Origin of the sequence: Agrobacterium sp. 719_389 (assembly GCF_900188475.1) — a bacterium.
In the GTDB taxonomy this organism is placed as follows: domain Bacteria; phylum Pseudomonadota; class Alphaproteobacteria; order Rhizobiales; family Rhizobiaceae; genus Agrobacterium; species Agrobacterium radiobacter.
In genome coordinates, this window is the sequence record NZ_FYEM01000004.1 from 168,278 (window position 1) to 192,315 (window position 24,038).

The window sequence follows — 24,038 nt, forward strand, 5'->3', positions numbered from 1 at the left end:
AACATGACCAATATCATTCAGCAGCTGGAAGCCGAACAGGCCGCCAAGATCGAAGCAAAGCGCACCCTGCCTGAGTTTTCTCCGGGCGACACCCTGCGCGTCAACGTGCGCGTTACCGAAGGTAACCGTACCCGCGTTCAGGCTTACGAAGGCGTTTGCATCGCCCGTTCCGGCGGTGGCCTTTCCGAAAGCTTCACCGTTCGCAAGATCTCCTACGGCGAAGGCGTCGAGCGCGTATTCCCGATCTACTCCCCGCTGGTCGAAGGCGTTGAAATCGTTCGCCGCGGTAAGGTTCGCCGCGCGAAGCTCTACTACCTGCGCGACCGTCGCGGCAAGGCTGCCCGTATCGTTGAAAACACCGGTACGCGCGCCCGCAAGCTGAACGAATCCGAGCGCCAGGCAGCAGCCGAAGAAAAGGCACGTCTGGAAGCCGAAAAGGTAGCAGCAGCACAGGCCCTCGCCGCCGAGAAGGCAGCAGCCGAAGCCGCAGAAGCCAAGGCAGCAGAAGAAGCAGCAAAGGCTGCTGAAACCGCAGCCGAATAAGATTTCCATTTCGATGGATTAAAGAAAAGGCGGCCTCTGGCCGCCTTTTTTGTGGTGTCCCGCTGTAAACCCAAAGCCGCAGACTGAGAATTCGCAAGCGACCTGGAACTATGCCGCACGAGCGCTTTTAGGCAGCTTGGAAAATCGAAAGAAAACTCACCTTACTGCTCATCTGCCGCGCGCCCTTTCAGTCATTTTTCATGAAAGGGTGCAGAAAGATTCCAATCAACTACAGATACTTACTTCATTTTTTCGTGTGGGTGTTTTAGCCCATCCTCGAATAGCATTGCCTAATTCCCTTTATTGTGCAATTTTCTTGCTGTTTTAGGTGTTATTATGTTTTTCTTTAATTCTTTTTTAACAAGAAATAAGTCCGCTTTCCTGGCAGTTGGCCTCGCCAGCGCGTTGATGAACATCCTTAATCTTTCCGGCTCACTTTTCATGCTGGAAGTTTACGACCGCATTTTACCCAGCAAGAGCATTCCCTCTCTTGTGGCGCTGGTCGTTCTGCTGATCGTTCTCTACGCGTTTCTCATGGGGTTCGACGCGCTGCGAGGCCGTATATTGGCGCGCATCGCGGACAATATGGACGACGCGCTCAATCAGAAGCTTTTCAGGGCGTCGATCAGCGCCCCGCTCCTTGCTTCCGGTAAGATCGATGGGCTGCAGATCGTCGGTGATCTCGATCAGATCCGCCAGTTTCTCTCCGGGCCGGGCCCGGCGGCCTTTTTCGATATTCCCTGGTTGCCCATCTATCTCCTGATCTGTTTTGCCCTGCATCCGTGGATCGGGTTCGCCGTACTCGGCGGAGCCGTGGTTCTCATCGTGCTGACGCTTCTGACCAATTGGCTGACTGAAAGGGCGACAAAGCAGGCTTATACCGCACGAGGGCAGAGAAACGTCCTCGTCGGCAGCAGTCAGCGCAACATTGAATCCATCAAGACCATGGGCATGATGGATGCAGTGACGTCCATGTGGGACGAGTTGCACTCCAGATATCGCTCTGTCACCCTGTCGACTTCAGATACGGCCGGCATGCTCGGCGCCATGTCGCGAACCTTCCGCCTGTTGCTGCAGTCCGGCGTCATGGCGATCGGCGCCGTGCTCGTCATTGACGGCCATGCATCGGCGGGCAGCATCATCGCAGGCTCGATCCTCTCTGCAAAGGCGCTCGGTCCTGTCGAGCATGCGATCGCAAACTGGCGCAGCTTCATGACCGCAAGACAGGGCTGGAAACGCGTCAACGAATTCCTGGAGCTGGTGCCGGAACCCACACCGCCGCTCTCCCTGCCGCGCCCGCAATTTACCGTCGCGGTCGATCGTGTAACGGGTGGGCCGCCCAATGGCGCGCGCGACACGGTCGCCGATATTTCCTTCACGCTGAACGCAGGCGACGGGCTCGGCATCATTGGCCCAAGCGCGTCCGGCAAGTCGACGCTGGCACGCCTGATGACCGGCATCTGGCCCTATGAGCGTGGTTCCGTCCGCTTCGATGGGGCCGCGCTCAACCAGTGGGATTTCGAATTTCTCGGCAAGTCCATCGGCTACATGCCCCAGCAGGTGGAACTGATGCCGGGGACGGTGGCGCAGAACATTGCGCGCTTCGACCGCAATGCGACTGCAGAAGCAATCGTCGCCGCAGCAAAGGCCGCGCAGGTGCATGAACTGATCCTGAACCTGCCCAACGGTTACGATACCTATATTGGCGACCGCGGTGAGGCTTTGTCGGGTGGGCAAAAACAGCGCATCGGCCTCGCCCGCGCGCTGTTTGGCGAACCCTTCTTCGTCCTTCTCGATGAGCCGAACTCCAATCTGGACAGTGAAGGCGAAGGGGCCCTGCGTAATGCGATTGGCGACATCAGGGCGCGTGGCGGCATCGTCGTCGTCATTGCCCATCGCCCCAGCGCCATCGAAAGCGTCAATCTGGTGATGGTGATGAGCAACGGACGGATGCTCCGCTTTGGCACGAAGGAAGAAGTGCTCGCGCAAATCCTGCGACAGAATATCCGCCAGGTGCCTGAGGAGGAAGAAACGCGCAGACTAGAAAACCGGGTGAGCGAAAATGGTTGAGGCAGAAAAACCCGGCATGACGAATGCGTCCATTCTCCGACACTCGACCGCAGTGGTCGTTCTAGCCCTTGGTTTGCTGGTCGGATTGGGCGGCTGGGCGGCTTTCGCAAAGCTTGCCGGTGCGGTGGTCGCCACCGGCCGGGTGGTCGTTGAAGGCAATTCCAAAAAAATCCAGCATCTTTCCGGTGGCATCGTCAGCGAGATCAATGTCGCCGAAGGTGACAGGGTGGAGGCCGGCCAGGTCCTGCTGCGGCTGAGCGCCACCGTCGTTCAGGCGAACCTCTCCATCATCGAGAATACGCTTGCACAGCTTTACTCGCGTCGGGCCCGTCTCCGCGCAGAGATTGCCGAAGCACCCTCTTTCACCGTGACGGAAGACCTGGCGGCACTGACGAGTTCAAAGGCGGCCAAGACCTTCATCGACAGCGAACAGAACCTTTTCAACAGCCGCCGCAGCGCACTGATCGGCATGAAAAAGCAGTTGGGAACACGCAAGGACCAGCTCGGTGACGAGGCACGCGGCCTCGAGGTGCAGGTGGAGGCGACGGACAGTGAGCTTGCCATCGTGAAGGAAGATGTTGCCAAGACGGACGAGCTTTTCAAAAAAGGGCTCGTGACGCTCCAGCGCCTCAACCTCCTCAAGCGTCAGCTGTCCAATCTCGAAGGCCAGCAGGGCCAATATATCGCCGCGCGTGCGCAAACGGTGGGCAAGCTGAGCGAACTGGATCTGCAACTGCTCCAGCTCGACGAAGACCGCAAATCGGAAGTCACGAAAGATCTGACATCGATCGAAGCGACCGTTGCGGAATATGAGGAGCGGCTGGCGGCAACGCGCGACCAGCTGGATCGCCTCGACATCCGCTCGCCGATTGCCGGTCGCATCTACCAGCTTTCAGTGCACAATATAAATGGCGTCATTCAACCCGGCGAAGTGCTGATGCTGGTGGTGCCGGAGCGGGATGAGCTTGCCATCGAGGCCAATATAACCCCGCGTGATATCGATCAGATTTACGTCGGGCAGCCGGTCACCGTTCGCTTCACGGCGTTCAACCAAAGTACGACGCCGGATTTAAGCGCGCAGGTTGCCGTCGTTGCCCCCGATCTGCAGACGGATTCCCGAACTGGCGCATCTTATTACGCGCTGCGCATCAAACCCGACAAGGCCGGCATGGCGCACCTACCTGGCGGGAAGTTGTATCCTGGCATGCCGGCCGAAGTGTTTATCCAGACCAGCGAGAGGAGCGTTCTTTCATATTTCGTAAAACCATTCCAAGACAGGCTCAGAAAAACCTTCGTTCAGGAATGATTTATTTCCACAAAAGTGACTTTGAGAGAAAATTTCTCAATACACCAAATACGCGATTTTTCGGAAAAACCGATTTCTTATATTGTATTATCGTTTTTTATGTATTAAATATCACCCGCAATAATTACTATTAATTTAATTTCAATTCATCAATTTCTCAAAGATTTATAGGAGTTTAAAATGGCGTTAAAAGTAACTTTCGGTAATGGCGGCGCCGCTTCGGTTTCCTCGCTTACCAGCCTGATCGACCAGGAAGCTTATAAGCTCCTTACGGAATCGACCGCTCAGGTCAAAAACGGTTCCTCGATGGATGCCGGCAGCGTCAATGTCGGCGCCGTATCTGTTGCCGGCACCGGCGCGGGTGGCACAGTCGATGTTGGTTATGACCCCAGCTCGAACGGCTTCAAATTTGACGTCTCGTCTGCATGGAATTCGGTAAAGAACGCTCTCGCCCAGTCCGACACCTCTGAAAACCTTATCTTCAAGGATTTCGTTCAGGTCGACGTTCATCTTGGCGGCACCGGTTCGTCCACCGTGGAAGTTCTCAATGCCAAGCGTGGCAACATCTCGACCGGCGCTGGCAATGACACGGTCACCGTTTCCGTCGTTTCGAATGAAAAGACCTGGGTAAACAATTTCAACATCGATACCGGCGCAGGTAACGACACGATCAAAGTCAAGGCCGGCGCCGCATTTAACGACGCCTCTTCAGCTGGGACGGGCGGTCTTGCCGCCAATACCGGTGCTGTGAACGGCGGCGCTGGAATCACGGACGGCAGCTTCACCTCTGTGAAGATCGATGCGGGTGCCGGCAACGATTCCATCGACCTGAGCGAGGTAAAGCTTGCTTCGTCGCTGGTAACCGGCGGAAAGGGTATCGATCACATCATCGCAAGCGGTGGCGCCGATACCTTCGTCTTTAATCTCGGCGACATGGCCAAGAGCTTGGCAACTGATACCATCGAAGGCTTCAACGCCGCCATGGACAAGCTCAAGCTGGTCGGCACGGTAATCGATAACTGGGCGGTATCGACGAGCGATAGCGACACCATCCTCACCTACAACGTCACTGGCGAGCACAAGGGCGAAAAGATCATTGTCGCCGGTGTTCACCTGACCGGTAGCGATTGGTTCACCGCATAATTCTCTCGAAGAGAATTTTCATTATCTGCCGCTTAAAATGATCGTGGCCCGGAAACATCCGGGCCACGATTTTTACATGTGCGACGGCATGCAATCGTGCCAGCTGTCGCAATCTTCCAAACTCAGGCCGCCTTGATCTGATTGCCCATTCTGCGGGTTGCGATGATGACCAGCACCCCGGCAAGCGCCAGGCAAAAGGCAAGGAAGAACATCGGCGCAATGGTGCTGCCGGTCTGATCCTTGATCCATGGCACCACATTCTGCGCCACGAAGCCCCCCAGATTGCCGACGGAATTGATCGCGGCGATGCCCGCAGCCGCACCTGCTCCCTTGAGGAAGCGGCCGGGCAGGCTCCAGAACACCGGCTGGCCTGCAAAGATGCCGGCGGCGGCAATGCAGAGGAAAGCGAACTGCAGGACCGGATCACTGAGCAATGCCGACATCAACAGGCAAAATGCACCGATGAAGGCAGGGCCGACGATATAGGGCGTCTTGTTCTTTGCCTTGTCGGCTGCCAAAGGCACGACGAACAGGGCAACGGCGACGATCACCCAGGGGATGATGTTGATGAAGCCGTTAGCGGTGTTGGAAACGCCGAAGCTCTTCACGATGGTCGGAAGCCAGTAGCTGAGACCATACGCGGCCAGCGGGAATCCGACATAGCAAAGCGCCATGAACAGAACGCGCGGATTGACCAGCGCCTTGAAGCCATCCTCCGCATGCTCTTCCATGCCCTTGTTTTCTTCGGCCAAGCGGTTCTTCAGCCAGGTTTTCTCATCCTGCGACAGAAACTTCGCCTTTTCCGGCGTATCATCAAGATAAAAGAAGGTGGCGATACCGGCGATGACAGCGGGAATACCCGTCGCAAGGAACACCCATTCCCAACCGGCATAACCGAGGAAACCATCCAGATCGAGCAGCATGCCGCCAAGCGGCGCGCCGATGGCATTGGCAAGCGCACTGAAGATCATGAACAGGCCGATCATGCGGCCGCGATAATCGCGCGGGAACCAGAGCGTCATCAGGAACAAGACGCCGGGGAAGAAACCCGCCTCGCAGAGCCCGAGCAGGAAGCGCAGGATGTAGAACATCGTAGCGCTCTGCGTATAGGCAAGCGCGATGGTGACGGCGCCCCAGGAAACCAGAATGCGGGCGAACCATTTGCTGGCGCCGAAACGGTTGAGGAACAGGTTGCTCGGCACCTCGAAGAGGAAATAGCCTATAAAGAACAGCGAAGCGCCAAGGCCGTAGGCATACTCGCTGAGGCTCAGCGCATCGACCATCTGCAGCTTGGCATAGCTGACATTCTGGCGGTCGATATAGGCAATGAGATAAAGAAGGCCAAGAAACGGCATCAGCCGCCAGGTGATCTTCGAGATAAGGGCTTTTTCGGATACCATATGCTTTTCCCTCCCTTCGATTGCTCGTCGAAATGCAAATGATAAGGGAACCCATCTATATGTGCATTGCAAAATACGCAAGTTGCACTGCATCATAACCAGCGGCGACCACTATAAGGCAGACCCGTCAGGGGCTTCGGCCATGATGCAGCGCATATAAAAATGCCGAGCCGTCGCGTTCAGGGCTGTACGCATTCATATTGCCGTAAAACCGGCGATCTGCTATGAACGCTGCCATGGGATCTAAATTCGGATGTCTCGCGCAGAATGTTTATGTGCTGCAGGACCACAAGCGTCTGCCGGCACGGTTCTTTGCGCGTGTTTCCGGGGCGCTCACCAGCCGACTTAGGCTCGCCTGACAGCAGCACGCTGTCCAACGCCTTACTGAACCCTCATTACCCTTTTATATGACAAGGCACAGAGCCATGAGCGCACCCCGCACCCTGTATGACAAGATCTGGGACGACCACGTCGTCAATCGTGATCCGGACGGAACCTGTCTTCTCTACATCGACCGTCACCTCGTCCATGAGGTGACGAGCCCGCAGGCCTTCGAAGGCCTGCGCATGGCCGGTCGCCCCGTGCATTCACCGTCCCGCACGCTGGCCGTCGTCGACCATAACGTTCCGACCACGGCCGACCGGCTGGAAGGTATCAAGAACGAGGAAAGCCGCATCCAGGTGGAAGCGCTCGCGCAGAACGCCAGGGATTTCGGCGTCGAATATTATTCCGAGCGCGACAAGCGCCAGGGCATCGTTCACATCGTCGGCCCCGAACAGGGTTTCACCCTGCCCGGCATGACGATCGTCTGCGGCGACAGCCATACCTCGACCCACGGCGCCTTTGGCGCACTGGCGCATGGCATCGGCACCTCGGAAGTGGAGCACGTTCTGGCGACCCAGACGCTGATCCAGAAAAAAGCCAAGAACATGTTGGTGCGTGTCGACGGCAAAATTCCTGATGGTGTTACCGCCAAGGACATCATCCTCGCCATTATCGGCGAGATCGGCACAGCTGGCGGCACCGGTCACGTGATCGAATTTGCCGGCGAGGCGATCCGCTCACTCTCCATGGAAGGCCGCATGACGGTCTGCAACATGACCATTGAGGGCGGCGCCCGCGCAGGTCTTATCGCACCTGACGAAACCACCTTTGATTACATCAAGGACAAGCCGCGCTCGCCGAAGGGCGAAACGCTGGAACAGGCCATTGCCTATTGGAAAACGCTGAAGTCCGACGAAGGCGCCCATTACGACAAGGTCGTGGTGCTGGATGCGGCCAACCTGCCGCCCATCGTCTCCTGGGGCTCGTCTCCCGAAGACGTGACCTCCGTTGAAGGGATCGTTCCCAATCCGGATGATATCGAGGAAGAAAACAAGCGTACCTCCAAATGGCGTGCGCTGGAATACATGGGCCTGAAGCCCGGAACGCGCATCACCGATATCGCCATCGACCGTGTCTTCATCGGCTCGTGCACCAATGGCCGCATCGAGGATTTGCGTGCGGCGGCGAAAATCGTCGATGGCCGCAAGGTGGCCCCCACCGTTTCTGCCATGATCGTGCCCGGCTCCGGTCTTGTGAAGGAACAGGCGGAAAAGGAAGGTCTGGACAAGATTTTCCTCGAAGCCGGTTTCGAATGGCGCGAACCGGGATGTTCCATGTGCCTTGCCATGAATGACGACCGCCTGAAGCCCGGCGAACGCTGCGCCTCCACCTCGAACCGCAATTTCGAGGGCCGTCAGGGCTATAAGAGCCGCACCCACCTCGTCTCCCCTGCCATGGCAGCGGCGGCGGCGATCGCCGGTCATTTCGTCGACGTGCGCGAGTGGCAATAGGTTCCTGAGACCATCGTTTCAGGAAAGCCACCCGACCCACACAGGGGCGGGTGGCTTTTTATTATGCCCCCTGCAAACGCCGTTGCGGCTGCGTGCCGTGCAGAAACACGGCAAAAGTATCCCAGGGCGGCGTGATGGAAAGCTGGCTCAAGATACGCGCGACCTCTCCTCTGTGAATACCGGCGTGAAGGACCATGTGCGAGATCATCTCCGCGCGGGACATGTAACCCCTGTCACCATCCGTAAAGGTGAAGGCGATAAATTCGCTAAGCGATGCCGGTGATGTTTTCCCGATATAATCGAGATACCAGCGATCGAGAGCAGCAACATCCTTCGCAAGATCGTCCAGTTGCGGCGTTGCCTCGGTATTATCAGAGAGAAAACCATGCGCCGTACCGGTGAGATGGCCCGAAAAAATCCTCGCGACGACGTAATAATGATTGATCAGCCGGATTGCCGTGTGCCGTTCGGAGGCATTCTGCACGGGGTCGAGATATCTGAGCTTCTCGAATAAATCCCTGTTCGCCCATTGGTGATAGCCAAGCAGGCTCCTGAGCAAATCCCTCATGACAATATCCTTTACATCTGAAAAATGTGAGCACTATGTTTATATTTTCGCCATGGAGGATGCCTTGTCTACTCGCATTGCAAAGCGGAAGACCGAGATGCGCAAGGAGCCGCGTCAGCAGCGTTCCCGAGCCACGGTCGATGCCGTTATCCATGCGGCGGCTCGCATTTTAAGCGATCAGGGCTGGGCGGGCTTTACCACAAACAGGGTCGCCGAAACGGCCGGCGTCAGCATCGGCTCGCTCTATCAATATTTCCCGGACAAGGTTTCGATCGTGGAAGCGGTGCGCCACCGTCACCTGGAGGACTGTCTCTCCATCATGAAGAGCGTCGCGCAAAAGCGGCAATCGCTCGCTAGATTCGTGGAAGAACTCGTGACCGGCATGATCGCGGTCCACAGCATGCACCCCGGCCTTCATAAGGTCCTTCTGGATGACGCGCCCAGCCACAAAGGGACGAACGATCCCAACAGCGCTTTCGAACAGGAATATCTCGGTCTCTACGCGGCAGCGATCGCAGCACATATGGCAGTCGGTTCAAAGGTCGAAAGCGGAACCGCGGCGCTGATCGTATCGGATGCCATTGACGGCATCATTCATAATGCCGCCCGTCGCGGAGAGCTGCAATCGCCCAAAGTCAGGCGGGAAATGATCGCACTCGTTCACGCCTACCTGTCGCAGGCAACCGGTGAATGAGAGGCCATCAACTCATTCCGAAATGATCTTCACCCGCTGGCCCGGCTGAATGGTGGCCGTGGCGCTCATGGCGTTGATCATGCGGAACATGTCGAGCTTACGGTCGGTTCCCATCATCCGCGCCGCCATCGTCGCCACGGTTTCACCAGGCTTCACCGTCACCACCCGCACCCTCAGCGGCTTCAGCGAGGCGATTTCCTGTGGCGTCATCTTGCGGAAGCTGGTGCGCAATGTATTGGCGATGGAATCGAGCTGGGTATTGCCCTTCGGTACAGCCGTCAGGAAACGGAATATCTGCTGGCCGACACGAATGACGGTCACGTCGAAATCCCATTTATCCGCGCTTGCCCGCGCCGTCGCAGCCTCCAGACCGTTGATCTGGGTTTCCTTGACGGTTTCCGGCAACAGGCCCGCAACCCAGCCGCTGGTCAGATAATTGGCAAGGCTCGTCTGTTTCGGATCGGCCACGCCGTCGAAACGGATGGCCATATCGCCCGGCCCCGTCGCCAGAACGGCCTCGACCTTGTTGTCGATGACAAAACCTTCCGGCACGTCGAAGCGGATGCCGAGCGTTCCGTGCAGGAATGTCTGGCCGCGAACATACCCTTCCTGCGGGCTGTCGCCATAAAGCAGGCCGTCTATGCCATCCAGAAACCAATCGCGACCACGATCCCCGACCTGGCCATCCTGGCCGAAGGCACGGGCATGACGGCGCGCAAGCTCGATACGCTGCGGCGTGTTGGGGTGGCTTGAAAGGAAGTCGAGGCTCTGGTCGTTTTCAGGATCGGCCGAGGAAAACCGCGCATAGGCCGCCATGGAATCCAGAAAACGCGGCGAGGCAAAGGGGTCGTAGCCAGCCTCGCCCAGCATCCGCACGCCGATCACATCCGCCTGCAATTCCTGCTGACGCGAAAAGGCCGCGAGCCGCAGCTTGCCGCGCGCAAGCGCCTGCTTGCCGGCGAGATCGCTCGACAGCACTTCGGCAACCACGCGGCTGGCAATCACCTCCGCCTCTTCCCGGCGCTGGCGTTCTATGCCGTGGTTGGCGGTGACATGGCCCATCTCATGCGAAAGTACTGCAGCCACTTCCGAAGCATCGTTGGCAAGCGCCAGAAGCCCGCGCGTCACGTAAAGATATCCGCCCGGCAGCGCAAAGGCGTTGATGGCCGGCGAGTTGAGGATGGTGATGCGGTAGGACTGTTGCGGATTTTCCGAAACGGCCGTCAGCGCCCCGGCGATGCGGGCGACAAGCCTTTCCGTCTTGGCGTCACGATATTCGCCGCCATAACTCGCCACGATGCGCGGATGCTCGCGCGCACCCATCTGCGCGCGGGGATCATTCTTCTGCACCTCTTCCACGGTCTGCGGATTATCCGAGGGGCGCAGGGTGGACTGGTAGGCCGGGCTGAAGAGGGACTGGCATGACGACAGGAACACGGCAGACGCTGTCAGCACGGAACAGGCGGCAGCCATCCTGCCCGAACGGCGAAGGCCTGAACGGGAGAAGAGCCTCCACTGTGCAGTCATGCTATTTCTCATTCTCTATGCCTGCCCCTAACGTTCCTGATCATCCGTTAATTGCAGACCAGAATAACAGATTCGCCCCAACGGGCGATGAATGCCAAAACGGTAAAAACGATCCATCAAGTCCGGAATATTCCTGAAGAACGCAATAATTCCCATCTTTTCTCGGGCAACAACTTGAAACTGGCAAGTGCAAATTAGCGCCATTGAAGTCATCTAAAGCGATTGCCAGCGGCACGCGTCGAAAATAAGGCGATCACCCGTTCAGAAAACTGTCGACCGCCTTCACATTTTGTGTGGCGAAGAAATCTGCGGTCGAACCGGTATAGACAACACGGCCGCGTTCAAGAAACACCACCCGCTGCGCCAGCTTCTTTATGTCTTCGGGATGGTGGGTGACAATAATCACCGTGTTTTTTGTTTCGGCGTGCAAGTCGAGAAGCAGGGAGGTCATGCCCGCCCGCAATCCCGGATCGAGTGCTGCAAAAGGTTCGTCGAGCAACATGACAGGTTTTTTTCTGACCAGCGCGCGCGCCAGCGCCGCCCTCTGTCTTTCTCCACCGGAAAGCGTGCCCGGCAAGCGTTTGTCGAAACCCGCAAGACCGACACGGACGAGGGCCATCTCAATCTCTTGTCGGTCTTCCACCCGCAATTTCAGCCCGGGGCTCACACCGAGAGCGATATTGGTGAAGATATCGAGATGAGCGAAAAGATTATTATCCTGGAAGATTGATGAGACCGGTCTTTCCGAAGGATCGAGCGCCGTCATGTCCTGCCCGTGGATCATCACGCGGCCGGAATCCGGCGCCTCGAAACCCGCGACGAGATTGAGAAGTGTCGACTTCCCCGAACCCGAGGCTCCGACGACAGCGGTTATGCGGCCTTGCGGGAATGTGCAATCAAGCTCGAAATCCTGTGTTCCCAGCCGCAGCCCGACCTTGTCCAGTTCAACGGCAAAATCATCGCCTGTCATATGCTCGCCCTTGCTGATTGGGATTGCCGTGAAACGCCGCCTGCGGCAAGCAGCAGGCAGACGATGCCGAGAAGAAAGGCATAACCAGCGGCATCATTGGTGCGATAGCTGCCCATATTGCTATAAACCAGCCATGGCAGGGTGACGAAATTCTCCGAGCCGAACAGGGCAACCGCGCCTAAATCGCCGAGCGACAGGGCCATGGCGAAGGAAAACGCCATAGCCAGAGGCCGCCACAGAACCGGAAGATCGGCAAACCACAACCGCGTCAAGCCCTGAAGCCCGAGACTGGCGGAAAGCCGGCCGGTGCGCAAAAAATGACTGGTGAAGGCCGGCTCCAGTACCCGCATGGCAAGCGGCAGAGCCATCAGCATGTTGATAAGCGCCACGAGAACGGGCGCATAGAAGCTGACATTGCCGAAAACCCGCAATAACAGGAACCACCCGCTTCCCAACACGACAGGCGGCACCAAAAGCACCAGCGAAGACCCCGCCCCAAGCATGGCGGAGAGGAAGCGCAGGGGCTGCCCCGCCTGCCGTCTGGAGCCCACCGCCTGCCTTGCACCGATGATCGCCATGCAGCAGAACACGACAAGGGCTGCGGAGAGCGCGGCGATTGCAAGGCTGGTCGCCGCCGCACGCAGGAAAATCGGCGCGGACAGAAGGCGCGGCAGATCGGCACTCAAACCCGAGACAGCTATGGCGACAAGCGGCAGGCCGATCAGCAGAATCGCGAAAACAATTGCCGCCCCATCCCACAGACGCGCGCCTATCCCCTTGCCATCGAAACGGCGAAGGGAACGACCAAGCGAAGGGATTTCCGCTTCGGGCGACGGCAAAAAGGCGAGAAGACCAAGCAGAATTGCGGTGAGGGCAATCTGCAAAACCGAAAGCGCAATCGCCCGCTGCGGATCGAAATCGAACCGCAGCGCCTGATAAATCGCCACCTCCAGTGTCGTGGCTGCCGGCCCGCCGCCTAAAAGAAGCACGAGCGTGAAGCTGCTGGCGCACAGCATGAAGACAAGCCCGGCAATGCCGGGAACGAGCCGCGCAACCGCCGGCCACTCGATAAAACGGAAAATCGAGACTGGCCCCATCCCGAGGCTTGCCGCCATGCGCCAATATTCGCCCGGAATACGTTCAAGCCCGGCCAGCATCAGCCGGACCGAAAGCGGCAGATTGAAAAACACATGGGCGATGAGAATGCCGGAAAGGCCGTAAATGCTGAAAGGTTCATCCGCACCGGCAAAAACAAGGGCCGTATTCAAAACACCCTGCCTGCCCCAAATGGTGATGATGCCGAAAGCGCCAACGATGACGGGCAAGCCCATCGGCACCGCCATCAGCCTGACGATCCAGATCCTTCCCGGAAACTCGCGTCGCCGGCAAAGCGCCAGCGCCACCGGCAGGCCGAGAACAATGGAAAGAAGGGTGGAAAGCGTTGCCTGATAAAGCGTGAAACGCAGGATGCGTAGCGTATAGGCATCCATGATACCGGCAGCGGACGCGCCCGCATCAAAAGAAAGGAGAGCTGCAACGGCGAGCGCCATGAACAGGGAAACGGCGGCAAAAGCCACCGTTCCGAAAATGATCGACCGCCGATAATCGCGACGCAGCATCATGCGCGGGCGTGCCTCTTCCTCAATTCATGCTCATGGCCGCAAGCCATTCGTCAATCCACGCCTTGCGGTTCTTCGCCACCTCTTCCGGATCCATCAGGAAAGTCTTCTGCGGTACCACGAGTTTGGAAAACGCCTCCGGCAGGGGATTGGAGGTTGCCGCAACCGGCATCATCCAGTTGTTTTCCGGAATGGCGTCCTGAAAACCTGATGTCAGCGTGAAAGCGAGGAACTGCTTTGCCAGCTCCTTGTGCGGCGCGTTTTTGAGAAGGCCGGACACTTCGATCTGGATATAGTGCCCTTCAGAAAAAGCTGCGGCCTGATAACGGTCTGTCTTTTCCGAGACCATGTGATAAGCGGGCGAGGTGGTGTAGGAGAGCACCATCGGCACCTCCCCCTTGGTGAAAAGGCCATAGGATTCCGACCAGCCCGGCGTGACGGTGAGGATGCGCTTTCTGAGCTTTTCCCAGGCTTCCGGGGCCTTATCGCCATAAACCGACTTTACCCAGAGCAGCAGGCCAAGTCCCGGCGTGGACGTGCGCGGGTCCTGAATGGCGATCTTCTGCGAGGGATCGCCTTCCACGAGGTCCTTCAGGCTGGTCGGCGGGTTTTTCACCGTCTGCGTGTCATAGATGACGGCGAAATGCCCGTAGTCGTAAGGCACGAAAACATCGTCCCCGTAACCTCCCGGCACCTTGGCCGCCGAGGCATCGATGCCGCTGACATCAAAAAGACCGGTCTGTTTCGCCTCTGCGACAAGATTGGTGTCGAGACCAACGACCACATCCGCCTTGGACCCCGCGCCTTCGAGCTTCAGACGGTTGAGAAGTGCGACACCATCGGCCACGCCAACGAAATTCAGCGTGCATCCACAAACCTTCTCGAAGGCTTCTTTTACCTTGGGACCGGGACCCCATTCGGAAACGAAACTCTCATAGGTGTAGACGGTCAGTTCCTGTTTGTCCTGCGCGGCGGCAAGACCGGGCAGGAACAGCGAAGCGACAACAAGGGAATTCAGGAAAAGACGACGGCGCACGGGTATCTCCTCAAAACAAAAAGGGAAATAGCCGCCTGCCTTGAAGCCGTCTAATCCCTCCGCCGGTATGAACCGGATCAGGTTCTTCGGGTTGGCAAGCCTCTCAGCCTTTTGCACGCAAGCACAAAAGACACCCCGTTAGATCAAGATGATGGTGTAGTCCCGTCGTCCCTGCTTGGCAAGATGGCCGGGGTCAACCCTGCGCCGTCATATGCACCAGTTCCCAGACGTGCCCGTCGGGATCCTGAAAGCTGCCGGCATACATGAAGCCGTGGTCCTGAACCGGTTTCCAGCCACTGCCACCTGACGCGAGTGCGGTTGCAATCATCCGGTCGATTTCGTCGCGGCTTCCCGCCGTGAGACAGGTCAGAACCTCGGTGGTGCGCGTCGCATCGGCGATGTCGCCATTGATGAAATCGCGGAAACGCCCTTCCTGAAGAAGCATCACGAAGATGTTTTCTTCCACGATCATGCAGAGCGTGCGGTCATCGGAATATTCCGGATTGAAGCTGAAACCGAGAGCCGTGAAGAAGCTTCTTGATGTCTCGATATTCTTGACCGGCAGATTGACGAAAATCATACGCATTTTCACAACTCCTCCAAACGAACCGGCATAGAACGGCAATTCCGCTTTTCTGTCAAAGACCGAAGGAAGGTCGATCAAACGAGGGGCCTACCGCCTTCAGCCCTCCAGTTCCTCGCGCAACATCTCCAGCTCCAGCCATTCCTCTTCCATGGTCTCCAGCTTTTCGCGCAGCTTCGTCATTTCCTGCGCCAGCGTATTGAAGGCGGCCGGATCCTTGGTGAAGAGTTGAGGGTCAGCCATGCGCTGCTCGCGTTTTGCGATTTCGCTTTGCGCCTTTTCCATCTCCTTGGGAAGATTTTCAAGCGCGAATTTCTGCTTGAAGGAAAGCTTGCCCTTGGCCTTTGAAGGATCCTGCGACGTGGAGGCCGAAGGTGCGGCCTTCGCTTTTTCCTGCTTCTCAGCCTTGCGTTTTTCTTCCGCAGCACCCTTGCGCTGCGCCATCATGTCCGAATAGCCACCGGCATATTCGATCCATCGTCCATCCGGCTGGTCCGGATTGACGGGGGCGATGGTGGAGGTGACGGTGCGATCGAGAAAATCACGGTCGTGGCTGACGAGAATGACCGTGCCGGAAAAGCCAGCGACGATTTCCTGCAAAAGATCAAGCGTTTCGATATCGAGATCGTTGGTCGGCTCGTCGAGGATCAGAAGATTGGTCGGCCGCGCCAGAATGCGCGCCAGAATAAGGCGCGCGCGCTCGCCGCCGGAAAGATTGCGGATCGGCGTGCGGGCCTGTTCCGGCTGGAACAGGAAATCTTTCATGTAGCCCGTCACATGCTTCAATTCGCCGTTGACCAGCAGGTTTTCGCCGCGGCCATCGGTCAGATAATGCGCGAGCGTATCGTTGGGATTGAGATCCTCGCGTTTCTGGTCGAGCGTCGCGATCTCCAGATTGGTGCCGAGCTTCACCGTACCGCTATCAGGCTCAAGCTGGCCGGTAAGCATCTTCAGAAGTGTGGTTTTACCGGCGCCATTTGGACCGACGAAACCGATGCAATCCCCGCGATGGACACGCAGCGAAAACGGCGCGACGATCACGCGCTCGCCGTAGGCCTTGGTGATGGCCTCGGCCTCGATGACCAGCTTGCCGGATTCACGCCCTTCGGTCACGGTCGCCTGCACCGTGCCCTGCGGCCCCTTGTGGCCGCGATATTCCGCACGCATGGCCTGAAGCTCACCAACGCGGCGCATGTTGCGCTTGCGCCTCGCGGTCACGCCATAGCGCATCCAGTGTTCTTCGCGTTCGATGGCCTTGCCGAGCTTGTGCTGCTCCAGCTCTTCCTCTTCCAGCACCTTGTCGCGCCATTCCTCGAAATGGGCAAAGCCGCGATTGAGACGGCGGGACTGGCCACGATCGAGCCAGACGGTCGAAGTCGAGACTTTTTCGAGAAAACGGCGGTCGTGCGAAATCAACACCAGCGCGCTGCGCGTCTGCTGCAACTCGCTCTCAAGCCATTCGATGGTCGGCAGATCCAGATGGTTGGTGGGTTCGTCCAGCATCAGGATATCAGGTTCCGGCGCCATCACGCGGGCAAGGGCCGCACGTCGCGCCTCACCGCCGGAAAGGCTTGCCGGATGTTCCTGCCCCGTGAGGCCGAGATGCTCAAGAAGATAGGTGACGCGATAGGGATCGTCGCCGGGTCCAAGCCCAGCCTCGGCATAGGCCTGCACGGTGTCGTAACCGTTGAAGTCCGGCGCCTGTTCCAGATAACGGATGGTCGCGGACGGATGCCGGAAAACCTCACCCGACTGCGCTTCAACGAGACCCGCAGCGATCTTCATCAGCGTCGACTTGCCCGAACCGTTGCGCCCGACAAGGCAGATGCGATCGCCCGGCTCTACCTGGAGATTGGCGCCATCGAGCAGCGGGGTCACACCGAAGGTCAGCTTGATGTCATCGAGTTTCAAAATTGGGGGTGCCAAGGCGTCAGGCTCCGGTCAGATCATAAGGGCGGGCGAGCACGATGGCTTTTCCGCTTTTCAGCGAGAAATGCACGGGGCCGCCATTCGCGACATTGGAAATAGTGCGGGAGGAGCCGAAAGCAAGCGCGAAATCCTTCAGCGGATAACGCACATTGCCGATATCAAGCCCCGCAAGGGCGGTAAATCCGGCAACAGAAAACAGCGAAGCGGGCGGCAGATCGACATCCAGCAAACCGGGAAGCAGCGGCCGGGCCTCTTCTTCACCTGACGTCAGCGTAACGTCGATACCACGTTCGGCCAGCGCCACCGCGTAAAGAAGGTGCTGCAGTGCATGGTCGCTTCTCTCGCCTCCAAGCGCACCGACAAGCACCAGCGAATGCGCTCCACGGGAGAGAGCTTCCGATACCGCGATCTCGCCATCCGTCACCGCCTTTGCGGCAGGGTAAGGCTGCCGCACCACATCAGGCCAGGCATCCAGCAACTCTTTGCTGGCGGAATCGAAATCCCCGACCCACAGCTCCGGCTTGAGGCCAAGCGGCACGGCATGGCGCATGCCGCCATCGGCCGCAATCACACGGCTATCCGCGACCGCTGACTTCAGACGATCGGTCACCGTGACATCGCCGCCAAGCAGAATGGTGAAACGCTCTTTATCCATGCCCTGCCTTACCGCACCTCGGTCGAAAATGGAAAGCCGAAACCCCGATGAAATCAGCCTATATTGATTTTCGCCGGCTTCGGGATTATGAAACGCCTCAGTGGTGATTTGCCGACCGGCTTGCAGCCACTTTAAAGAAGTCGCTAAAGGGTCGAGGAAAAAGGCAATTTCCTGGGACCGGTCGCGATTTCGCTGCCGGTTTTTTTGTTTTCGCAACGTTCTTTACGTGATCCGGAAAAGAGAGTTCGACATGCCGATCAAGATTCCCGATACGCTTCCCGCCTTTGAGACCCTCGTTCATGAGGGCGTGCGGGTCATGACCGAAACGGCGGCCATCCGGCAGGATATCCGCCCGCTCCAGATCGGGCTTCTCAACCTCATGCCGAACAAGATCAAGACGGAAATCCAGATGGCGCGCCTTGTCGGCGCCTCGCCGCTGCAGGTGGAGCTGTCGCTGGTGCGGATCGGCGGCCATAGAGCCAAGAACACGCCGGAAGAACATCTCCTGTCCTTCTACGAGACGTGGGAGGAAGTGCGCCACCGCAAGTTTGATGGTTTCATCATTACCGGCGCCCCCGTGGAGACGCTGGCCTATGAAGACGTGACCTACTGGAACGAAATGCAGAAGATTTTCGAATGGACGCAGACCAATGTCCATTCGACGCTGAATGTCTGCTGGGGGGCGATGGCCGCCATCTATCATTTCCATGGCGTGCCGAAGCACGAACTGAAGGAAAAGGCTTTCGGGGTCTATCGTCACCGCAATCTTTGCCCCTCGTCGATCTACCTGAACGGCTTTTCGGATGATTTCCAGGTTCCTGTCTCGCGCTGGACTGAAGTACGCCGCGCCGATATCGAAAAACATCCGAGACTCGAAATCCTGATGGAGTCAGAGGAAATGGGCGTTTGTCTGGTGCATGAGAAGGAGGGCAACCGGCTCTATATGTTCAACCATGTCGAATATGATTCGACGTCGCTTTCGGATGAGTATTTCCGGGACGCGAATGCCGGCGTGCCAATCAAGCTGCCGCATGATTATTTTCCGCACAATGACCCGGAACTTGCCCCGCTCAACCGCTGGCGCAGCCATGCCCATCTGTTTTTCGGCAACTGGATCAACGAGATATACCAGACGACACCCTATGATCTCGAAGCCATCGGGCAACTGGCCGCGTAAATTGCGGGATTGCGAATTGCCGGAAAATGACGCAACGTCCGCCCGGCAATTCGCGACACCAGGGAGAATGACGAGATGAGCGACACGGCGGCACGGGAGAATTTCGGTTTCACGGCGACCGGCGAAAAAGTCGAACGCGTCACCATCTCGAAAGGCTGGCTGACGGCCAAGGTCATCACCTGGGGCGCCGTCATCCAGGATCTGCGCCTTGAGGGCCACCAGCCGGCACTCGTGCTCGGCTTCGACAAGTTCGAGGATTACAAATATTCCTCCTATTTCGGCGCCACCCCCGGCCGCAACGCCAACCGTATCGGTGACGGCCGGTTCTCGATCGACGGGCACGAATACCAGCTGGAGCTGAACGAAAAGGGCGTAACCCATCTGCATGGCGGCAGCGACGGCATGGGCAAACGCAACTGGATGCTGATGGAACATGGCGAAAGCCATGCGGTTCTGCAGATCATCGATCCCGATGGCCGCGCCGGTTATCCCGGCAATTGCACGGTCACGGCCACCTATACGATCTTCGACGGCGGTGTGCTTTCGGTGGTCTATGAAACGGTGACCGACAAGCCGACCATCGCCAATGTCTGCCAGCATTCCTATTTCAATCTCGATGGGGCAGATACAGCATTGGGGCATGAGATCAGCATCGCAGCTGACTTCTACCTGCCCACCAACGACAAGCAGATACCGACGGGCGAAATCCGCTCCGTCGAGGGCACCGTCTTCGATCTGCGCCAGCCGACACCGATGCGGCGCAAGGAGAATGGCGAGCAGGTCCTTTACGACCATAATTTCTGCCTCTCGCCCGAGCGTCGCGCCAAGCGCAAGGTCGCCCGCGCCTATTCGCCAGCCTCCGATATCGCTCTTGAGGTTCACACCACCGAACCCGGTGTACAGCTTTATTCGGCCTTTAAACTGGACGTCCCGGTTCCCGGCCTCGATGGCCGTCACTACGGCCCCTTTGCGGGTTTCTGCCTGGAAACGCAGATTTGGCCAGACGCCGTCAATCACCCGGATTTTCCGCATGCAATCCTGCGGCCGGGCGAAACGCTGCGTCAGGAAACCGACTATATTTTCAAGAAAGGCTGAACCAGCGCGCTAGGGTCAGTCCAGCACGCAGCCGACATAGCCGCCGGAGGCGCGAGCGCGACGCTCGATAAGGCCGGCAAGCCGTTGCAATCCGCGTCCCGGCTTGCTGGCGACGCGGTCGATGGGATTAGGTAGTGAAACAGCCAGCAGCGCCGCCTGGCGGGAACTGAGCTTTGCGGCCGGCACCTTGAAATGGTGCTGTGCTGCGGCCTCAATGCCGTAGATGCCAGGTCCCCATTCGGCAACGTTGAGATAAATCTCCATCATCCGTTTTTTGGACCAGACGAAATCGGCGGCGATCGCCAGCGGCAATTCCAGCCCCTTGCGCAGGAAAGAGCGGCCGTTCCAGAGGAACAGGTTCTTGGCCGTCTGCATCGGAATGGTGCTCGCGCCACGGGTGGAGGCCCCGTCGAGCGCATTGCTGACCACGGACTGCATCTGGTTCCAGTCCACGCCGCCATGGAAACAGAATTGCCCGTCCTCGGACATCATCACCGATTGAACAAGGCGCGGGGAAATATCCTCGAGCGGCACCCAGCGTCTGTCATAACCCTGAAAGGTCACCAGATCGGCGAGCATCAGCGTCGAGACCGGACGGAAAAACGGCAGTGCATAGACCGGGATCAGCAGATAGGGCAGGATCAGCAAAGCCAGCAAGGTCATGATGATGCGCTTTGCCAACGTGCGAAAATCCACCTTCGGACTGCTCCGGTCTTCCGCCAGCACGGCGTAATCTGCGTCGCTTTCAGGCGTACTGCTCAATATTCGTCAAAGCCCCGCACCAGTTGAAGCCTTTCATAGTCCATTGCCGCCTTCAAGGCGAGTCCGGTCAAATAGTTGCGCCTCTGGAATCACGAAAAGGTTTGCCTGCATTCGCGCGGCATGCCAAAGAGCGCGGCATGGACGCTGCGATGACAAATTTCGAAACGAAGCTGCGCGAAAACGCGGCTAAAACCGAAGCCCTGCTTGGCCGCCTGCTTTCCGGCGAAGCACGCGCAGACGAGATCACGCGCCCGCAAAACCTGCTCGACGCCATGCGCCATGGCGTGCTGAACGGCGGCAAACGCCTGCGGCCCTTCCTCGTCATCGAAAGTGCCGCCCTTACGGGCGGAAATGCCGAAGCCGCCCTTTATGTCGGCGCCGCGCTGGAATGCCTCCATTGTTATTCGCTTGTTCATGACGATCTGCCCGCCATGGATGACGATGACCTGCGCCGCGGCCAGCCGACGGTGCATCGCAAATTTGATGAGGCGACCGCCATTCTCGCCGGCGACAGCCTGCTGACGCTTGCCTTTGATATCATCGCCTCGGACGAAAATCCGCTCGCGGCCGAACGCAAGGCCGCGCTCGTGCTTTCGCTTGCCCGCGCAGCGGGCATCGGCGGCATGGCCGGCGGCCAGGCCCTCGATCTCGCTGCTGAAAAGACAGCGCCGGATGAGGCCGGCGTCATTACATTGCAAGCTATGAAAACTGGCGCACTGCTGCGTTTTGCCTGCGAAGCGGGCGCAATCATCGCCGGAAGCGATGTTTCCGAAAGGCAAAGGTTGCGTCACTTCGGCGAAAAGATCGGCCTCGCCTTCCAGCTTGCCGACGATCTTCTGGATTTGACGGCCGACGCCGCCACCATGGGCAAGGCGACCGGCAAGGATGCCGCGCGCGGCAAGGGAACGCTCGTGGCATTGCGCGGCGAAGACTGGGCGCGCCGCAAGCTGCAGGAGCAGGTGGCGGAAGCTGCGGAACTGCTGGCTCCCTATGGCGAAAAGGCCGCGATTCTCATCGCGGCCGCAAGATTCATCGCTGAACGGAAAAGCTGAGCCGGTTCTCCTCTCAGCTTCCCATCATCCAATCAGCCCTTGAGCGGCGAAATCAGCACTTCGACGCGACGGTTCTGGGCGCGACCGTCAGACGTTGCATTCGAGGCGATCGGCTGCGACGGGCCGAAGCCGAGCGTCGAAATACGGCGCTGGTCGACGCCGCGCGCGCCGATATAATTCGCAACCGATGCGGCGCGACGCTCGGAAAGCGCCTGGTTATGCTGCAGGCTGCCGGTGGAATCGGTGTGGCCGTTGATGTCGATGAGCGTGCGGTTGAACTTGTTCAGCACAATGGCGACAGAATCGAGCGTCGGGTAGAATGGCGGAATGACCTGATCCTGGTCCGTCGCGAAGGTGATGTTCGACGGCATGTTGAGAACGATGCTGTCGCCGCGGCGAGTAACCGAAACACCCGTTCCCTGAAGCTGGGCGCGAAGCTCGGCTTCCTGACCATCCATGTAATTGCCGATAGCGCCGCCGGCGAGCGCGCCGATGCCCGCGCCGATAAGCGCGGCATTGCGGCGACCGGTCGGCGAACCGCCGACAGCCAGACCACCCAGAGCACCGACCACGGCGCCGATGCCGGCACCGCCGGCGGTGTTCGACATCTTCTGCTCACCCGTATAGGGATCGGTGGTGGTGCAGGCGGAAAGATAGGTCCCGCAAAGGGCGACGATCGCGATTTTTTTGATCATGTGTTTTGATGCTCCGAGAGGTTCAGGAGGTATGACAGTGGAATTCCGGCCTTTTCACGGTACTCTTTACTCCGCCGCATCTTTCCGGCCAAAACGCTTTTCGATGTAATCGATCACAAGCGCTTCAAAATCGGCGGCGATATTGGGGCCACGAAGGGTCAGCGCCTTCTCTCCGTCGATGAAGACGGGCGCTGCGGGGCTTTCGCCGGTTCCGGGTAACGAAATGCCGATATCGGCATGTTTGCTTTCACCGGGGCCATTAACGATGCAACCCATGACGGCGACATTGAGCGCCTCGACACCAGGATATTTCTCACGCCAGATCGGCATGTTCTTGCGAATATCGTTCTGGATATTCTGGGCAAGTTCCTGGAAGACGGTGGACGTGGTGCGCCCGCAGCCGGGACATGCCGCAACGACCGGAATGAACTGACGGAAACCCATGACCTGCAGCAATTCCTGCGCCACCTGCACCTCGCGGGTGCGGTCGCCATTCGGCTCCGGCGTCAGCGAAACGCGGATCGTATCGCCAATACCATGCTGCAACACGTAACCCATGGCGGCGGATGAAGCGACGATGCCCTTCGAGCCCATGCCCGCTTCGGTGAGACCGAGATGCAGGGCGTGGTCGGAGCGTTCCGACAGCATCGAATAAACGGCGATGAGGTCCTGCACCTGGCTGACCTTGGCCGACAGGATGATGCGGTTTCGTGGCAGGCCGATCTCTTCGGCAAGCTCGGCGGAAATCAACGCCGACTGCACGATCGCCTCGCGCGTGACCTGACGAGCGGAGAGAGGGAAGCCCTGCTCCTTGTTCTTGTCCATCAGGGTCGTCAGCAATTCCTGATCGAGCGATCCCCAGTTGACGCCGATTCGCACCGGCTTGTCGTAACGGATCGCCATTTCCACGATCTCGCCGAACTGCTTGTCCTTCTTGTCCTTGAAGCCGACATTGCCTGGATTGATGCGGTATTTGGCCAGCGCCTCGGCACAGGCAGGGTGATCGGCGAGAAGCTTGTGACCGATATAGTGGAAATCGCCCACAAGCGGCACATCAAGCCCAAGACGCAGCAATCGTTCGCGAATTTTCGGTACGGCGGCCGCACTCTCGTCACGGTCGACGGTGATGCGCACGATTTCCGAACCGGCACGGAAAAGCGCCGCCACCTGCTGCACGGTGGCGTCGATGTCAGCCGTATCGGTGTTGGTCATCGACTGTACGACGACGGGCGCACCGCCACCGACGATGACGCCGCCCACGTCTACGGCGACGGATGCGCGGCGGGGCTTCGGATCGTAATCGGCATGTGACGTCATGGCGGTCTCTGGAGCTTGCGGCAAGGTCTGGCAATTGAGGTGAAACAAGGGGGCCTGCTTGT

21 protein-coding genes and 2 riboswitches are annotated in these 24,038 nt (G+C 58.4%); of the genes, 9 read left to right on the forward strand and 12 right to left on the reverse strand.

From position 1 onward, the window contains the following. Nucleotides 1–3 precede the first annotated feature (3 nt). The 4 genes from rplS (at nucleotide 4) to CFB10_RS09705 (ending at nucleotide 5,062) form a co-directional block, all read left to right on the forward strand. Nucleotides 4–543 carry a 50S ribosomal protein L19 gene (gene rplS / locus CFB10_RS09690; protein ID WP_003505101.1) on the forward strand — a complete coding sequence of 180 codons (540 nt, stop codon included), beginning with the start codon at nucleotides 4–6 and terminating at the stop codon, nucleotides 541–543. A 336-nt stretch (nucleotides 544–879) separates the two neighbouring features. After that, on the forward strand, nucleotides 880–2,613 hold the full coding sequence (locus tag CFB10_RS09695) for a type I secretion system permease/ATPase (protein ID WP_026363756.1): 1,734 nt from the start codon (nucleotides 880–882) through the stop codon (nucleotides 2,611–2,613). Then, nucleotides 2,606–3,919, forward strand: coding sequence for an HlyD family type I secretion periplasmic adaptor subunit (locus CFB10_RS09700; protein WP_026363755.1), 1,314 nt, complete (start codon nucleotides 2,606–2,608; stop codon nucleotides 3,917–3,919). The genes CFB10_RS09695 and CFB10_RS09700 overlap by 8 nt, the downstream gene beginning before the upstream one ends. Nucleotides 3,920–4,099: 180 nt before the next feature. After that, nucleotides 4,100–5,062: a hypothetical protein gene (locus CFB10_RS09705; RefSeq protein WP_020010820.1), complete on the forward strand. Its 963-nt coding sequence runs from the start codon at nucleotides 4,100–4,102 to the stop codon at nucleotides 5,060–5,062. Between the two features lie 122 nt (nucleotides 5,063–5,184). Here CFB10_RS09705 and CFB10_RS09710 read toward each other — a convergent pair whose 3' ends face one another. Continuing rightward, nucleotides 5,185–6,462, reverse strand: coding sequence for an MFS transporter (locus CFB10_RS09710; protein WP_020010819.1), 1,278 nt, complete (start codon nucleotides 6,460–6,462; stop codon nucleotides 5,185–5,187). Between the two features lie 425 nt (nucleotides 6,463–6,887). On the opposite strand from CFB10_RS09710, the gene leuC reads away from it, so the two are divergent. Then, on the forward strand, nucleotides 6,888–8,297 hold the full coding sequence (gene leuC / locus CFB10_RS09720; protein WP_020010818.1) for a 3-isopropylmalate dehydratase large subunit: 1,410 nt from the start codon (nucleotides 6,888–6,890) through the stop codon (nucleotides 8,295–8,297). Between the two features lie 61 nt (nucleotides 8,298–8,358). Here the strand turns inward: leuC and CFB10_RS09725 are convergent, their stop codons facing one another. Next, nucleotides 8,359–8,865, reverse strand: a complete 507-nt coding sequence (locus tag CFB10_RS09725) for a DinB family protein (protein ID WP_020010817.1) — start codon at nucleotides 8,863–8,865, stop codon at nucleotides 8,359–8,361. A gap of 97 nt (nucleotides 8,866–8,962) precedes the next feature. Here CFB10_RS09725 and CFB10_RS09730 point away from each other — a divergent pair, with 97 nt between their 5' ends. Next, complete coding sequence (locus tag CFB10_RS09730; protein ID WP_034501193.1) at nucleotides 8,963–9,559, forward strand: TetR/AcrR family transcriptional regulator; 597 nt, start codon at nucleotides 8,963–8,965, stop codon at nucleotides 9,557–9,559. 12 nt (nucleotides 9,560–9,571) lie between these two features. On the opposite strand, the gene CFB10_RS09735 is transcribed toward CFB10_RS09730, so the two are convergent. The 7 genes from CFB10_RS09735 to CFB10_RS09770 all read right to left on the reverse strand — a co-directional run bounded on the left by CFB10_RS09735 (nucleotide 9,572) and on the right by CFB10_RS09770 (nucleotide 17,878). Next, complete coding sequence (locus CFB10_RS09735; RefSeq protein ID WP_020010815.1) at nucleotides 9,572–11,032, reverse strand: M48 family metalloprotease; 1,461 nt, start codon at nucleotides 11,030–11,032, stop codon at nucleotides 9,572–9,574. Between the two features lie 307 nt (nucleotides 11,033–11,339). Next, nucleotides 11,340–12,056: an ATP-binding cassette domain-containing protein gene (locus CFB10_RS09745; protein WP_020010814.1), complete on the reverse strand. Its 717-nt coding sequence runs from the start codon at nucleotides 12,054–12,056 to the stop codon at nucleotides 11,340–11,342. Further along, nucleotides 12,053–13,678, reverse strand: coding sequence for a thiamine/thiamine pyrophosphate ABC transporter permease ThiP (thiP, locus tag CFB10_RS09750; protein ID WP_020010813.1), 1,626 nt, complete (start codon nucleotides 13,676–13,678; stop codon nucleotides 12,053–12,055). The genes CFB10_RS09745 and thiP overlap by 4 nt, the downstream gene beginning before the upstream one ends. A 19-nt stretch (nucleotides 13,679–13,697) precedes the next feature. After that, nucleotides 13,698–14,711, reverse strand: a complete 1,014-nt coding sequence (gene thiB, locus CFB10_RS09755) for a thiamine ABC transporter substrate binding subunit (RefSeq protein WP_026363753.1) — start codon at nucleotides 14,709–14,711, stop codon at nucleotides 13,698–13,700. Nucleotides 14,712–14,748: 37 nt separating this feature from the next. Then, nucleotides 14,749–14,859: riboswitch (TPP riboswitch) on the reverse strand. Between the two features lie 45 nt (nucleotides 14,860–14,904). Beyond that, entirely contained in the window at nucleotides 14,905–15,297 is a 393-nt protein-coding gene (locus CFB10_RS09760) for a VOC family protein (protein WP_026363752.1), read from the reverse strand. A gap of 96 nt (nucleotides 15,298–15,393) precedes the next feature. Next, nucleotides 15,394–17,220 (reverse strand): ABC-F family ATP-binding cassette domain-containing protein, encoded by a 1,827-nt coding sequence (locus tag CFB10_RS09765; RefSeq protein ID WP_026363751.1) that lies wholly within the window; start codon nucleotides 17,218–17,220, stop codon nucleotides 15,394–15,396. Nucleotides 17,221–17,224: 4 nt separating this feature from the next. Beyond that, on the reverse strand, nucleotides 17,225–17,878 hold the full coding sequence (locus CFB10_RS09770; RefSeq protein WP_020010809.1) for a thiamine diphosphokinase: 654 nt from the start codon (nucleotides 17,876–17,878) through the stop codon (nucleotides 17,225–17,227). A gap of 90 nt (nucleotides 17,879–17,968) precedes the next feature. Continuing rightward, nucleotides 17,969–18,045, forward strand: a riboswitch (SAM riboswitch). 83 nt (nucleotides 18,046–18,128) lie between these two features. Here CFB10_RS09770 and metA point away from each other — a divergent pair. Both metA and CFB10_RS09780 read left to right on the forward strand, forming a co-directional pair. Continuing rightward, entirely contained in the window at nucleotides 18,129–19,055 is a 927-nt protein-coding gene (metA, locus tag CFB10_RS09775; RefSeq protein ID WP_003505125.1) for a homoserine O-succinyltransferase, read from the forward strand. A 75-nt stretch (nucleotides 19,056–19,130) separates the two neighbouring features. Beyond that, nucleotides 19,131–20,150 carry an aldose epimerase family protein gene (locus CFB10_RS09780; RefSeq protein WP_020010808.1) on the forward strand — a complete coding sequence of 340 codons (1,020 nt, stop codon included), beginning with the start codon at nucleotides 19,131–19,133 and terminating at the stop codon, nucleotides 20,148–20,150. 15 nt (nucleotides 20,151–20,165) lie between these two features. Here CFB10_RS09780 and mtgA read toward each other — a convergent pair whose 3' ends face one another. Then, complete coding sequence (gene mtgA / locus CFB10_RS09785) at nucleotides 20,166–20,912, reverse strand: monofunctional biosynthetic peptidoglycan transglycosylase (RefSeq protein WP_020010807.1); 747 nt, start codon at nucleotides 20,910–20,912, stop codon at nucleotides 20,166–20,168. A gap of 137 nt (nucleotides 20,913–21,049) precedes the next feature. On the opposite strand from mtgA, the gene CFB10_RS09790 reads away from it, so the two are divergent. Further along, nucleotides 21,050–21,964: a polyprenyl synthetase family protein gene (locus tag CFB10_RS09790; RefSeq protein WP_026363750.1), complete on the forward strand. Its 915-nt coding sequence runs from the start codon at nucleotides 21,050–21,052 to the stop codon at nucleotides 21,962–21,964. A 32-nt stretch (nucleotides 21,965–21,996) separates the two neighbouring features. Here the strand turns inward: CFB10_RS09790 and CFB10_RS09795 are convergent, their stop codons facing one another. Both CFB10_RS09795 and ispG read right to left on the reverse strand, forming a co-directional pair. Beyond that, nucleotides 21,997–22,659: an OmpA family protein gene (locus CFB10_RS09795; protein WP_003505133.1), complete on the reverse strand. Its 663-nt coding sequence runs from the start codon at nucleotides 22,657–22,659 to the stop codon at nucleotides 21,997–21,999. Between the two features lie 66 nt (nucleotides 22,660–22,725). After that, nucleotides 22,726–23,976, reverse strand: coding sequence for a flavodoxin-dependent (E)-4-hydroxy-3-methylbut-2-enyl-diphosphate synthase (gene ispG / locus CFB10_RS09800; protein ID WP_020010805.1), 1,251 nt, complete (start codon nucleotides 23,974–23,976; stop codon nucleotides 22,726–22,728). Nucleotides 23,977–24,038: the final 62 nt, after the last annotated feature.

What these genes read in the sequence shown, in the direction of transcription:
- rplS (WP_003505101.1), top strand. Translation starts at nt 4, where the DNA reads ATGACCAATATCATTCAGCAGCTGGAAGCCGAACAGGCCGCCAAGATC.
- CFB10_RS09695 (WP_026363756.1), top strand. Translation starts at nt 880, where the DNA reads ATGTTTTTCTTTAATTCTTTTTTAACAAGAAATAAGTCCGCTTTCCTG.
- CFB10_RS09700 (WP_026363755.1), top strand. Translation starts at nt 2,606, where the DNA reads ATGGTTGAGGCAGAAAAACCCGGCATGACGAATGCGTCCATTCTCCGA.
- CFB10_RS09705 (WP_020010820.1), top strand. Translation starts at nt 4,100, where the DNA reads ATGGCGTTAAAAGTAACTTTCGGTAATGGCGGCGCCGCTTCGGTTTCC.
- CFB10_RS09710 (WP_020010819.1), bottom strand. Translation starts at nt 6,462, where the DNA reads ATGGTATCCGAAAAAGCCCTTATCTCGAAGATCACCTGGCGGCTGATG.
- leuC (WP_020010818.1), top strand. Translation starts at nt 6,888, where the DNA reads ATGAGCGCACCCCGCACCCTGTATGACAAGATCTGGGACGACCACGTC.
- CFB10_RS09725 (WP_020010817.1), bottom strand. Translation starts at nt 8,865, where the DNA reads ATGAGGGATTTGCTCAGGAGCCTGCTTGGCTATCACCAATGGGCGAAC.
- CFB10_RS09730 (WP_034501193.1), top strand. Translation starts at nt 8,963, where the DNA reads ATGCGCAAGGAGCCGCGTCAGCAGCGTTCCCGAGCCACGGTCGATGCC.
- CFB10_RS09735 (WP_020010815.1), bottom strand. Translation starts at nt 11,032, where the DNA reads ATGGCTGCCGCCTGTTCCGTGCTGACAGCGTCTGCCGTGTTCCTGTCG.
- CFB10_RS09745 (WP_020010814.1), bottom strand. Translation starts at nt 12,056, where the DNA reads ATGACAGGCGATGATTTTGCCGTTGAACTGGACAAGGTCGGGCTGCGG.
- thiP (WP_020010813.1), bottom strand. Translation starts at nt 13,678, where the DNA reads ATGATGCTGCGTCGCGATTATCGGCGGTCGATCATTTTCGGAACGGTG.
- CFB10_RS09760 (WP_026363752.1), bottom strand. Translation starts at nt 15,297, where the DNA reads ATGCGTATGATTTTCGTCAATCTGCCGGTCAAGAATATCGAGACATCA.
- CFB10_RS09770 (WP_020010809.1), bottom strand. Translation starts at nt 17,878, where the DNA reads ATGGATAAAGAGCGTTTCACCATTCTGCTTGGCGGCGATGTCACGGTG.
- metA (WP_003505125.1), top strand. Translation starts at nt 18,129, where the DNA reads ATGCCGATCAAGATTCCCGATACGCTTCCCGCCTTTGAGACCCTCGTT.
- CFB10_RS09780 (WP_020010808.1), top strand. Translation starts at nt 19,131, where the DNA reads ATGAGCGACACGGCGGCACGGGAGAATTTCGGTTTCACGGCGACCGGC.
- CFB10_RS09790 (WP_026363750.1), top strand. Translation starts at nt 21,050, where the DNA reads ATGGACGCTGCGATGACAAATTTCGAAACGAAGCTGCGCGAAAACGCG.
- CFB10_RS09795 (WP_003505133.1), bottom strand. Translation starts at nt 22,659, where the DNA reads ATGATCAAAAAAATCGCGATCGTCGCCCTTTGCGGGACCTATCTTTCC.
- ispG (WP_020010805.1), bottom strand. Translation starts at nt 23,976, where the DNA reads ATGACGTCACATGCCGATTACGATCCGAAGCCCCGCCGCGCATCCGTC.